Source organism: Paenibacillus sp. B46(2026), from assembly GCF_056786355.1.
Genome location: NZ_CM165907.1, coordinates 56469 through 69935, shown reverse-complemented (window position 1 = coordinate 69935; position 13467 = coordinate 56469). Strand labels below are relative to the sequence as shown.

Sequence of the window (13467 nt, the reverse complement as noted above, 5' to 3'; positions counted from 1 at the left end):
AGAGGTTCACCCCTCTTTCTTTTCATTTAAATCCAGACTAATATCCAGGCTCTCAAAGGAATAGGTTAACCTGCCAACCGAAATTACATCCACACCACTCTCTGCAATACCACGAATGGTCTGAAGGGACACGTTACCGGATGCTTCAACCTTCACATGAGGAGCCTGTTCACGAATAAGTTCAACTGCTTCACGCATCCGCTCTGGATGCATGTTATCCAGCATAATGATATCTGCACCGGCTTGCAAGGCTTCTCTAACTTGCTCCAGATTTTCAGTCTCCACTTCGATCGTCATCGTATGTGGAATAACGGTTCGTGCACGCTGTACCGCTTCGGTAATTCCGCCTGCACCCTTAATGTGGTTATCCTTAATCATAACAGCATCGTACAGTCCAAATCGATGATTCGCTCCGCCACCCACGCGCACCGCGTATTTCTCAAGTAACCGATGACCCGGCGTTGTCTTACGTGTATCCACCAGCCTTGTTTCAAGGCCATCCAGCACATCCACATAGGCACGTGTACGAGTAGCTATTCCCGACATACGTTGCAACAAGTTAAGTGCCAGTCGCTCACCCGTAAGCAGTGAGTGAGTACTCCCCTCTACCTCGGCCAGAATTGTTCCATGGGTAACCTTGTCTCCGTCTGTTACCTTCGGTGTAAATACAAGTTCAGGATCGACCACCTGAAATACAAGTTCGGCTACGGTCATGCCTGCAATAATACCATTATCTTTAGCGTGTATAATGGCCTTGGATTGGTTGCCTGCTGGGATCGTCACACTCGTTGTAACGTCACCTGCGCCAACATCTTCACGAAGCCAGTTTTTGATCGATTCGATAAGTCCATCATTATATCGGTTCAGTATCATGACATCAATTCCTCCACAATCGCTTGTTCTCGCTGCTGCAGACTATGCTTCTGCCACACGACATCATCACGTGCCGGGAAATCCTCACGATAGTGAGCTCCCCGACTCTCCTCGCGGTGTAATGCTCCGCTGGTAACTAACCAGGCACAGGTCAGAAGGTTAGCATACTCCAGCTCTTCCTTATGGGTGAGTGTCTGATCAAAAAATTGCAATTCCTGTTGCAGCTTGTCCATAGCCTTCTGCAGGTCCTCACCATTCCGGCGCAAGCCTACCTGACGAACCATCATTTTCTGTAATCGTAAGCGTCTTTCGGATACCGGCTTTTGTTCTTCCATGATCTTATTGATCTTGCTATTCATGTCCACAGATGAAGGCGCAGCCCCTCTTACTTGTAATAAACCAAGCGGAGGAAGAGATTGAATACGATCAACAATTCTCCGCCCAAATACAATCGCTTCTGATAAAGAGTTGCTTGCCAGGCGGTTAGCTCCGTGCACTCCTGTAGAAGACACCTCGCCACAAGCAAATAACCGGGAGATGCTGCTCTCTCCACTAAGATCGGTTTTCACTCCACCCATCATGTAATGGGCAGCAGGTGCAACGGGAATCCAGTCCGTTGTCATGTCCAATCCATAACGCATACAAGTCTCATATATGGTAGGGAACCGATGCTTGATCATCTCTGGCTGTTCATGTGTAATGTCCAGATACACAAAGGTACTGTTGGTGGATTCCATCTCACTAACAATCGCTCGTGCCACGATATCGCGTGGTGCCAGTTCAAGCTGGGCATGATAACGATCCATGAAGCGTTCGCCCTTCACATTGCGCAAATATGCTCCTTCGCCGCGTACTGCTTCTGACACAAGGAAACGTGGGGCCCCCGGGTAACAAAGAGAGGTGGGGTGGAATTGGATAAATTCCATGTCACGAACGATAGCCCCAGCCCGGTAGGCCATGGCTACACCATCGGCAGTAGCTACATCCGGATTCGTCGTGTATCGGTACAGTTGTCCTGCCCCACCAGAGCAAAGAACGGTTGCCTGTGCCTTTACGAACACTTGCGATCCGTCATCCTTCTGAACCAGAGCCCCAATGCATTCCCCTCGATCTCGATCTGTAATCAGGTCAACCACAAAATGCTCATCCCATACTTCAATCCCGGGATGCTCATTCACTTCGACAGCAAGCGCACGTACAATCTCATATCCCGTTGCATCCCCGTTGGCATGCAAAATACGGCGGTGGCTATGCGCACCTTCCTGCGTCAACGCCAACTCGCCGTTCTCCAGATCAAACAAAGTGCCCAAACGAATCAGTTCCTTCACTCCGTCCGGACCCTCATTCACCAATACCTCTACCGCCTCGGAGCGGCATAAGCCCGCTCCTGCAACAAGTGTGTCCTGCAAGTGGTAAGCAGGTGAATCATCCTCAGCGATAACCGCAGCAATGCCTCCCTGCGCATATCTGGTGTTACTTTCAAGTAATGACTTCTTCGTGATCATTAATACACGTTGTTGTTCACTTGCCTTAATGGCAGTAAACAAACCGGCAATCCCTGAGCCTATAACCAGTACATCCGTCTCTACCATGGGTAGCGCAGATAGATCAAAATCAACTAAATATTGCGGTATCATGTTATTCACCTGTCTTGGAGCAAGAGTAGCGCACCTACTTTACCAACAACATGCGCTCTAGTGATTCTCTGGCTTTGTCGGCAACGGCCGGTGGCACGTAGATTTGCGGCTTCATCGTTTCCAGGCATTTCACCAGTTTCTTCAAGTTGTTAACTTTCATGTTGGGACATACGAGGAACTTGGTAGCAAAATGGAACTGTTTATCCGGACTATCCAGACGAAGCTGATATCCTGTACCATCTTCGGTACCTACGATAAATTCCTTCGCTGATGAATTTTTGCAATACTCCAGAATGGCTGTTGTACTGCCTACAAAATCACCCATTTCTACAACCTCAGGGCGACACTCTGGATGGACAACAAACTCTGCATTCGGATGCTTGGCTCTCATCTCCACCACATCTTTGACTGTGAGCATATCATGAGTGTTGCAGTAACCTTCCCAGATAATCATTTTCTTGTCTGTATGCTGCTGCACATAATGTCCCAGGTTTTTATCCGGTACCCAGATAATTTCGTCGGAATCCACTGATTGAATAACCCGGACCGCATTCGCTGAAGTACAACAGATGTCAGTTTCTGCCTTAATCTCAGCCGAGGAATTGATATAAGTAACCACCTTGGCGTTAGGGTGTTGTGCCTTCAATTTGCGTAGTCCATCCACATTCACCATATCTGCCATCGGGCAACCCGCACGCTCATCCGGGATAATAACTGTTTTGTTCGGCGCCAGAATTTTAGCGCTTTCACCCATAAAATGAACACCACAGAAAACGATCACATCCGCATCGGTTTGTGCTGCCTTCTGGGCTAACAGAAACGAGTCTCCACGGAAGTCAGCAACCTCCTGGACCTCATCACGTTGATAATAATGGGCAAGAATAATGGCATTACGTTCCTTCTTCAATTCCATCAGCCGCTCACGTAGCTCGCGGTTCATCTCAGCCTTGCGCTCTAAAGCCAGAGCTTCCACCTGTGATCCTCTCCTTTATCGGGACAGCGTCATGCGCTGTTTCGTAGGGCTAACCTAAGTCGTTATCTTCGCTTGAGAAACGAATCACAAGCGGTTTAACAACTAATTTACACAACGTTCACGACTCTGTCAATAAATGAAAAAGGTCCAGAACAGCGCTGTAACCACCCGTTTGCTAACTGGATCGCCATCTAACTCCCGTTTATCTTTATCTATCCTCTTTTAAAATAATGGACAAAAAAAGAGAGCCCGAGGGCTCTCTTGATTTCACCTGCTACCATAGCCAGATGTATTATGCATTAAGACGTTGGCTTCGTTCCGCCATCATCCGGGTTGTTGTTATTACCCTTTTCCAGATTCGGAGCTTCGTTTGGAATATCTCCGGCTGGTGGCTCAGGCGTTTCATCTTTACCTTGAATGCGGACACGCACATCACCGATGTTGTCGATGATTGGCTCTCCGCCTTCAGTTGGCGTACCTTCACCATCATTGTCATTCTCTGCTTTTGGCGTTAACGAACCTGTCTCGATCAATTGCTTGATCTGATCCATTTCCAAAGTCTCAACCTCAAGCAAAGTTTGAGCGATCAGATGCATCTCTTTTGAATGTTTAACGAGCAAGTCCTTACATTTCTCGTAACAATCATTGATAAAGCGTTGCATTTCCTGATCAATCTCATAAGCGATGGAATCCGAGTAATTCTGTTCATGACCGATATCCCGACCAAGGAATACCTGTCCTTGTGAACTTCCGAATTGCATAGGTCCCAATTTCTCACTCATACCGTATTCCATAACCATGCTGCGAACAATACCTGTCGCTTGCTGGAAGTCACTGTATGCACCAGTACCAATTTCTCCGATGAACAATTCTTCAGCTACACGACCTCCGAGGAGTCCGGTTACTTTATCCAACAGTTCCTGTTTGGTAACCAGCATACGGTCTTCTTTTGGCAACATGATTACATATCCACCCGCACGTCCGCGCGGAATAATGGTCACTTTATGTACCATATCAGCATGTTCGAGGAAGTATCCTACAATGGTATGACCTGCTTCGTGATAAGCAACGATTCGTTTCTCGCGATCACTGATGACACGGCTTTTCTTCTCCGTACCTACGATGACACGGTCAATCGCTTCGTCAACTTCTTTCATCGAAATATCTTTACGGTTACGACGTGCTGCAAGCAATGCCGCTTCGTTCAAGAGATTTTCCAAATCTGCACCAGAGAAACCTGTTGTACGCTTCGCGATAATATCCATCTTCACATCTTTGGTCAGTGGTTTATTACGGGAATGTACTTTCAGGACAGCTTCACGACCTCTTACATCAGGGCGGTCAACCGTAATTTGACGGTCAAAACGTCCTGGACGCAGCAAGGCAGGGTCCAAAATATCTGCACGGTTCGTTGCTGCTATGATGATAATACCTTCGTTAACTCCGAATCCGTCCATCTCAACGAGCAACTGGTTGAGTGTCTGTTCACGTTCATCGTGACCACCACCGAGACCAGCACCACGCTGACGCCCTACAGCATCAATCTCATCGATAAAGATGATACATGGGGCATTTTTCTTCGCATTTTCGAACAAATCACGTACACGTGATGCACCGACACCGACGAACATTTCCACGAAGTCGGAACCTGAAATAGTGAAGAATGGTACACCCGCTTCACCGGCTACGGCACGAGCGAGCAATGTTTTACCGGTACCTGGAGGCCCTACGAGCAATACGCCCTTAGGAATCCGTGCACCTACTGCTGCGAATTTCCGAGGATCCTTGAGGAAATCTACAACCTCAACAAGTTCCTGTTTCTCTTCGTCAGCACCCGCAACATCTTCAAATGTAACCCGCTTCTTCTCTTCGTTATAGAGACGAGCACGGCTTTTACCAAAGTTCATTACTTTACCGCCGCCGCCTTGAGCCTGATTAAACAGGAAGAAGAACAGCAGGAACATAATGATCAAAGGAATAAAGGAAGTCAGCAACGTCAACCAGATGCTGTCACCTTTCATTGGCTCCTGATGATATTGGAAATTGTTAGTTTCACTTGCAGCTACAAGCTCACTAATTGCCTCATCCGTAGGAGGAATATACGTTGAGAAATTTTCTGATTTGGCGCCATCAGGTGCCTTCTTGTATTGACCGGTCACGAGATACGTTTGACCGTTGAATTGAACCGTCAATTCAGAGACATTGTTGGCTTTGATCGCTGCACGCAACTGATCATATCTAGGATTATCGGTGGCTTCGCCGCCATTGCTGACGAACTGGACTATCCCCACCACAACTAAAAAAAGAATCAAATAAAAACCAGAATTCCGGATGAACCGATTCATCCCCTACCTCCTCTCGAGACACTTTAATTATTTTAACATAGCCCGACATGGCTTCTCAACAGAAGCCATGAACAGCTCAAGGCTTGGGTCGGGCAGGATATTAGCTAGTGTATACTTCCGGCTTCAAAATCCCGATATAGGGCAGGTTCCGGTACTTCTCCGCAAAATCCAAACCGTAACCAACGATGAACGCGTCAGGAATGTCAAAGCCTGTATAATGAGCTTCCAACTCAACTTTACGGCCTGAAGGCTTGTCGAACAGCGTAACCACACGCACCGATTCGGCACCGCGGTTTTCTAGCAGTTCAATCAGATAGCTGAGTGTGAGTCCGCTGTCGATAATATCTTCGACAATCAGAACTTCCCGTCCTTCAACGGACACATCCAGATCCTTAATGATTTTGACAACACCTGATGACTTGGTGGAAGCGCCGTAACTGGATACCGCCATAAAATCCATTTCGACAGGTACCGTTATGTTTTTAACCAAATCAGCCATAAATATAAACGCACCCTTGAGCACACAAATGACCAAAGGATTGCGGTTTGCATATTCGGCACTTAGTGTTGCGCCTAATTCCTTGACTTTACTCTGAATTTCTTCTTCACTGATCAATACTTCCTGAATGTCGTTCTGCAACTGTGCGAACCTCCTAAGTTATACTATGAAAGCCTTACCTGAACCATAACCACTACCCCTGAATCGCTGAATCGCCTACAGTCATGTACAGGATTGCGGAAGTGCCCTCCCTGACAGGAGCCACATTGGACCGTCGAACACCCGGTAACCAGATGATATGACCTGCTCCATCACATACCACAGGAATACGTGGACGGACAGATGGGGGGATTTTCTCATCGATGAAAATATTTTTCACCTTTTTGCTTCCGTTTAATCCCATTACTTTCATGGTATCTCCAGGTAACCGTGAACGCACAACCAGCGGCATAAGCAGTTGATCCGCATCAAACGCGGCTTGATCCGCCGATTCCGGTACATGATAGTCCTCGGGACTCACCGTCATCAACCGAATATACCGGTTGATTGGGGTGAGTGAAAGCTCATAAGTTCCACTCCATTGCGCAAGACGATACTCGTAAGATTGATCCTGTACGTCCGTCCGTATGCCAAAAGAAATCAGATTATACTCCCGAGTGCAGGCGAGTGTCTGTCCTATATCCAGGCTCCAGGTCGACACATGGGTCTCCATGACCTTGCGTCGAATGGTTTCTATACGGGTAAAGTCGACAAAATCACTGTCCAAAGGCAGATAATTCAATATTAGTTTAATCAACCTTCGTTGTAAAGCGACATGTAACTTCAAGAAGGAAGGCACCTCAAAGGTTTGCCTTCCGCCGTTCACCTGCACTAGACACCTGTATGTGTCATATGCACTCTGCTCCATGAAATCGTCTTCATCACCCACAATTTCGGCAAGCCGATTCAATGACGGCGTGAGTTGTCCATTATACTGCCCCAAAAAAGGAAGCACATCCAAGCGAATGGCATTACGCCGATATTTACGCAGGGCGTTGCTCTCATCATTGAAATACATAAAACCCTGGGTATTACAAGCTTCTACAAGGTCTGTCTTGTTTATACGAAGGCATGGACGAATAAGTTCCACATTTTTTTCTCGTCTTTTAAACTTCATTCCTGCGAGTCCCGACAAGCCGGTTCCACGGAGCAAATGAAGCATGACCGTCTCCGCCTGATCATCCGCATGATGTGCCAAAGCGATGCTTGCCGCATTATATTGGGTAGCTACTTCGTGCAGAAAGGCATATCGCTTGTTGCGGGCCGCCTCCTGTGGTCCTTGACCCGTCAGCTCCATATATGAAGGAACATCGGCCTTGGTCCATTCAAATGCAATCCCAAGCTGCTGTGCCAGTTCCATCATTTTCTCCGCTTCATCATCAGATTCGGTCCGGAAACCATGATGCACATGGGCACAGATCAATTCAAGCGGGACATGCCGCTTGCTGATCTCATGCATGATATGCAAAAAAGCCACCGAGTCCGGCCCGCCCGATACTGCGACGACAATCCGATCCCCGGGAACCCATAACTGATGCTCTTCCGCTGCATCCAGCACGTTCTTCACCAGCATGTTCCAGCGTAAAGCCTCCATACCTGTTCCTCATTCCTTGCGTTATGTATATGCACTCTCACAGATTAGAAACGAGTGCATAGATGAGCACTCCAATAAGTAATATCACAGATACAGCGAATGCGTTCTTAAGCCAGCGCGGTGTTGTACTCTTGGAACGACGGCGAAGAGGCGTGGGACGCGCCATCATTTCCTTCCACCCTTGTGCCGCATGACCTGCATCACGAAACTGACCTCGTAATGCCTGAATCGTCCAATTGCGAAAAGGACCCAGTCGTTCACTGCGCTCCACCAGCGCTACGAGCTGATTCACACTTCGCAGTTGCGGTAATCCTTCTGCTGCCAGTGCCTTGAGCGCATCTGCTTCAAGTACATGAATCAACAATAATGCAAAAGCAAACACATCATAGGTACCATCTGCTGTACGGCTGCCCGCATTCCAGAAGCCTCGATCATACCATTCGGTGAACTGCTTGACGCTTCGACCAATAGACGTAACTCCGCCGTAGTCGATCAATTCCACATGTCCATATTCCGATACCAAAACATTCTGAGGCTTGAGATCACCGAACACCCATCCCGCCTGATGCAACTGTGCCAGCTTCTGCAAGAGTCTAAGTCCAACCAGAAGTGTCCAGTCTGTCCCCTGATGCCGAATGAAGTGATGAAGAGCCTCACCTCGAACGTAACGCATCACATAAAAGGGAATATCCCGGCCACGAACGGCATAATCATCCACATCTTTAAGATAGGAAGGAATGCCGCTCTGCCGAAGGGCCTCATGATTACGCTGTAGTTGAAAAGATTTGAGCACATTGACTTCAGACTGCAGATCAACTGGGTCAAATCCCATTTTAAGCGCGTAATGTTTGCCATTTTCACCCCGTTGGACAAGAAAAACGATGCCATTGGCTCCTTTGCCCAGTAGCTTCCGAATCGTGTAACGACTGCGATTCCATTTCCCTGTAACCACTGTTCCTGGCGGGAAAGAGGCGTCAGACAACGTTGTCACCGAGCATCCCTTCTCTTTCAATGCGATAGTTCCCTTCTATTTCCTGCTGTTCCTCCAGTGTACCATAACGGTAAAAATCAATCACCTTCTGAATTGCAGGACCTGTTGGCGTTGCACCCTTCATCTGCAAACGTCCAAACAGGGACCGAACACGGCCTGGATCCGTTGTCCAGTCAATATCCATTACCGCATCTTCTCCACTGTGTCGTCCCGGAAAATGAAATACGGCAAGCTTGCTCTGACCTATACGCGCCTGCAAACTTAGCATTAAATCGCGAATACCTTCTTCTACTGCAGCCAGTTTGGGCTTCATGCTGGCACTTACGTCAATCAGCAGTATAACCTGTAACGCTGTAGTTTCAGCCATATCATCCATCACTTCCACGACCCGGGCGCGTTGTGCGGGTTCCAGATCGGTTACCGTTTTGGGCTCCTTCTCTCCCAAAATTTGTGTTAACTCTCTATTAACCGCCTGCTGAATCGTCTGAACCACCGTTTTCCTTGTCATCATCTGCATGGTATGGGCAAGCTGCCGTGTACCTACAATCTGGCTGATTCCACCTCCGGCTCTGGCAATATCCTCAATCTCCCGGCTGCCCAGCTCACCAATAGTTCCATAATCAATCACGCCAACCACATTAACCGTAATCCCCTCTTCCTGCGCTTCGGCCGCTGCCAGCACCGGACTTGGTCCTACATTGGAACAACCGTCGGTGATCAATAAGATTTGTTTCATCCGATATCCCTCCGTTATTCGTTACTCTCCAACTCTATGACTAGCATTGCCAGAATGAAGAGACTTCAAACAGAAGAATATGCAATTAACTGACAGTCCGTGGACGTTCCATCCGGTTGATGCCAGGCACACGCAGTGTGGCCCATTCAGGGCGGAAATGCTCTACTTTTCCAACAACAACGGTCATATCATCCAAAATTTCATGCTGCTGATATCTTATGACACTCTCAAGCAGACAATCAGCCAAATCTTGTGGATCTTCTGTATCAATCTCTTGAATGAGCCGTTTCATCCATAACTCTTTGTTCACCGCATACCCCGGTGCATCATAGATGCCATCCGTCATCATGATCAGAATGTCCCCTGGCTGAAGCTGTACCGTCACCAGATCCACTTCAATATCCTTAATAATACCGATTGGCAAATTGCTGGCTGAGACTTGAATAACCTCCTGTCCACGTTTGATAAAACTTGGTGTTGATCCGATCTTCATAAAAGTTGTCTCCGCCGTATACTCATCAATCAGCGCCATATCGACTGTAGCATACATCTCTTCAGGTGAGCGCAGCATCAGAACGGAGTTCACGGATTTGATCGCCAGTTTCTCGTCCATGCCCGACTGTAATAACTGTTCCAGTATATTCAGAGCTGCACTGCTCTCCATGCGTGCCCGTTCCCCATTGCCCATTCCATCACTAAGCGCCACCGCGAATGTACCATTGCCTAACTCAACCGTGCTAAAGCTGTCCCCTGACATCACATCTCCCCCTTTGGCAGCAGCAGCAACACCCGTGGTGACCTCGAAGGTTTTGGCCGAACCAAATGTGACGGTTGCCAGTCCCTGACGAGGATCGGTCATGGTTTCATGCAAGACGGCGATATGCTCGTCCAATACATCCGAGATCAGCGGAGCAATCATTTTCCGGCATTCATCGAATCCGCGTGTGTATGCATGTACAATCTCAATTTCCACATTGCCCGCTTCCAGATTGATGATCTCAATGGAGTGAATGGACAGCCCCAGTGACTCCAGTGCGTCCCGAATCTGTTCCTCCTGTTGCACCATCTCCTCACTTTCCCGCTGAATTTCTTTTGCCAGGTCCTCCATGACCTGAGATACACCGGACAATTGCTCTGCAACCAGCTGCCTGCTATCGATAATCTGGCGCTTCCATTGCATATTATGTTGATGCAACCCATACTGGGCACGCATGACTTCAAGGACCTCTTCCGGTTTCGCACACACCCTGTTCCATTCCACTGGAATCTGCTTGCCTGATATCTCCGGATTCCCTTCAATGGTGCTCATCACGTCCGTCATATATTTGTAGGTTTGAATAAACTTCGCATCCCAGCATTGCGCACGCTTGAAGCAGCTTGCACATGTGCCCTCGGCAACCGCATTCATGAAATGATCCATTCCACCTTCTTTCTGTACCGGCTCCCCCGCACCGGACATCTGATCAAAGCTGCGTGACAATTGACGGAATACCTGCGAGAACCGGGTTACCCGCTCTGCCGTGATATCTCGTATACGTTTGGCATACTCATGCTGGGACTTCGTATGATCCTGCGTACCCGGTACATATTTGGATATCGCCGTCAGCAGGCTCTTAGGTGTCAACATGAATAGTACGATAGCTGCACAGGTCTCCCATAATGAATTCATCACATCACCTGGACCGCCCAAGTATATGGAGAGAATGGACGAACCCAATAGCATGCCCAACGCAACCCCCGCACGTTTGCCCTCTCGAAGCATACCCGCCAGCATTCCGGCAAAAGCAAGCAGGCTCATCTGATACACCGCTGACATGTCAGCCAGACTCAGAATCAAGCCGGTAATGACCCCAACCGAAGCTCCGAGGGGGGCTCCGCCCACCAGCGCAAAGATCAGAATGAGATAACGGGAGAGCATATGCTCGACGGACAAGGACTGAATTGTCCAGCCTACGGCTCCCGTCATAACGGAAGCGAGCAATATGATCAGGCAGAGGATCTCCTCGTTCTTTAGGTTGAACTTTTTTTTGCGGTAGGTGAAGATCGGGATGGCTTGTATAAAAACAAGCGTGAGCACGAAACTTAATACGGAATCCATCGTGAGCATCAGCATGGCGTACCAGCTGAAAGACGGCCCGATCACGACGGCGAATAATTTGACCATAAATGTAGTGGTAAACACCATCGTCGGCGCATAAGATAATTCAGCACGATCATATGACTCCAGTCCCCGGAAGAGCAGATAGAAGATGGCGATCTCCGATGCGACAATAAGCGGTACTGGAAACGGTGCAAAGAGACTGCCTGCGAGTAGAGCAGCTCCTACCGGTATGATGTAATCCCTGCGCATGAAAGCAATTACGGCGAAGTAGGCAATGGCAAAGGGAGATAACTCATTCAGAATCATCGCCTTTCCGAGCAGAAATCCCATAAACGTGAGCAGCAGTACCCATTTGCGGGAAGCAACCATCTGGACAGCCTTGCGGGAGCCAAGCCATTGTTTCAGACGTACCGACAGCTCCTCCCGAGCTTCCGTACCTCCTTTACCTGCTTTCATTCCCGGAAATTGAATGACATTCCACTTTTCCATCATCCTCAAGGCACCCCATTCGATTAATTTGAATTTTCGTGTTTCGTTCTCGATGGTTCTGATTATAGATAGATTAGAAGACGTAGTTTGTCAGAATAGGTGGGCAGGGTCCAAAAAGTTTACGACAAAAGAAACGAGCCTGGCGCGGTGGAGCGAAACCCCCGGCCTTGTTGTGGTTTCATTCATTCTCCTACTTGATTCCGACAATCGGAATGTCTGATTTTGAACCGGAGATGGTTTGGTCTCGCCATCATTTGAGCAGGATAGCTGTGGAATGCCACGGAAACCTGTCGGTAAAAAATGGTAGACGACAAATGTTCTTATAGTTCCATTTTGCCGTGCAGAAAAACTGGGGATATGGAGCTTCACCTTACAAAAAAAGCTATTCCACCGCTCATCTGCAAAAGTAAACGCAAACGCAAAAAACCGTTAGCCCATGGGCTAACGGTTTTACTTATATGTTTAGATCAGGTTGAGACAGATTACACACGCTTGGCTCCGCGGCCTCCACGTTTGCCTTCTGTGTTCTTCTTAAGCGAAGAGATCCGCTCTTCACTATCTTTCAGGAAGCGTGACATTTTATCCTCAAATGAAGGTTTGCCTGCTGCGGGCTTGAAAGAACGGCCTCCGCGGTCACCACGGTTAAATCCACCGCCGCCACCACCACGACCTTGGCCACCACTTGGGCCTCCGCCGCTGAATCGTTCGCGATCTCCTCCACTGCGTTCCGGTCTGGGAGCTCTCGGGGGTCTGGATTGTGTTTGTTGCTCAACCGGTTTGTCAACAGCTTGCTTAATGGAAAGTCCGATCTTGCCATCCTTGTCAACGTTGATAACCTTCACTGTAACGAGGTCATTCAGCTTCAGGTGATCGTTGACATCTTTGACGTAATTGTCGGCGATTTCCGAGATGTGAACGAGACCCGTGACACCTCCTGACAGATCCACAAATGCTCCAAAATGCGTGATTCCTGTCACCTTGCCCTCTAACTTGGTGCCCACTTCAATTGCCATAGAATAAAATGATCCTCCCTTAAAAATATACAACCCGATTTTTTGAATGCCAAAATCAATGCTGCGCTAATGTAATTATACCTTATGCCATAAACCAAGGTCAACTGAACACTACCCCATCAGAGAGCCTATTTTTTCCGGTTTAACGGCTTCAGACACACGGATAACAAACCTAGC

General features: G+C 48.2%; 10 protein-coding genes. All 10 read right to left on the bottom strand.

The genetic code is table 11. From position 1 onward, the window contains the following. Nucleotides 1-6 precede the first annotated feature (6 nt). Entirely contained in the window at nucleotides 7-873 is an 867-nt protein-coding gene (gene nadC / locus AC1S8V_RS00320) for a carboxylating nicotinate-nucleotide diphosphorylase (RefSeq protein ID WP_482072008.1), read from the bottom strand. Next, nucleotides 870-2510 carry an L-aspartate oxidase gene (gene nadB, locus AC1S8V_RS00315; protein WP_482072007.1) on the bottom strand — a complete coding sequence of 547 codons (1641 nt, stop codon included), beginning with the start codon at nucleotides 2508-2510 and terminating at the stop codon, nucleotides 870-872. The genes nadC and nadB overlap by 4 nt, the downstream gene beginning before the upstream one ends. A gap of 34 nt (nucleotides 2511-2544) precedes the next feature. Beyond that, the gene (gene nadA / locus AC1S8V_RS00310; RefSeq protein WP_017691350.1) at nucleotides 2545-3483 is read right to left on the bottom strand and encodes a quinolinate synthase NadA; all 939 of its coding nucleotides are present in this window, start codon (nucleotides 3481-3483) and stop codon (nucleotides 2545-2547) included. Between the two features lie 299 nt (nucleotides 3484-3782). Next, nucleotides 3783-5828: an ATP-dependent zinc metalloprotease FtsH gene (gene ftsH, locus AC1S8V_RS00305; protein ID WP_482072006.1), complete on the bottom strand. Its 2046-nt coding sequence runs from the start codon at nucleotides 5826-5828 to the stop codon at nucleotides 3783-3785. Nucleotides 5829-5928: 100 nt separating this feature from the next. After that, complete coding sequence (hpt, locus tag AC1S8V_RS00300) at nucleotides 5929-6468, bottom strand: hypoxanthine phosphoribosyltransferase (protein WP_458124815.1); 540 nt, start codon at nucleotides 6466-6468, stop codon at nucleotides 5929-5931. 52 nt (nucleotides 6469-6520) lie between these two features. Beyond that, on the bottom strand, nucleotides 6521-7960 hold the full coding sequence (gene tilS / locus AC1S8V_RS00295) for a tRNA lysidine(34) synthetase TilS (protein ID WP_482072005.1): 1440 nt from the start codon (nucleotides 7958-7960) through the stop codon (nucleotides 6521-6523). 37 nt (nucleotides 7961-7997) lie between these two features. Further along, nucleotides 7998-8951, bottom strand: coding sequence for a serine/threonine protein kinase (locus AC1S8V_RS00290; protein WP_482072004.1), 954 nt, complete (start codon nucleotides 8949-8951; stop codon nucleotides 7998-8000). After that, nucleotides 8935-9687, bottom strand: a complete 753-nt coding sequence (locus AC1S8V_RS00285) for a VWA domain-containing protein (RefSeq protein WP_482072003.1) — start codon at nucleotides 9685-9687, stop codon at nucleotides 8935-8937. The genes AC1S8V_RS00290 and AC1S8V_RS00285 overlap by 17 nt, the downstream gene beginning before the upstream one ends. Before the next feature lie 85 nt (nucleotides 9688-9772). Then, nucleotides 9773-12280, bottom strand: coding sequence for a stage II sporulation protein E (spoIIE, locus tag AC1S8V_RS00280; protein ID WP_482072002.1), 2508 nt, complete (start codon nucleotides 12278-12280; stop codon nucleotides 9773-9775). Nucleotides 12281-12759: 479 nt separating this feature from the next. Next, complete coding sequence (locus AC1S8V_RS00275; RefSeq protein ID WP_017691357.1) at nucleotides 12760-13290, bottom strand: S1 domain-containing RNA-binding protein; 531 nt, start codon at nucleotides 13288-13290, stop codon at nucleotides 12760-12762. Nucleotides 13291-13467 lie beyond the last annotated feature (177 nt).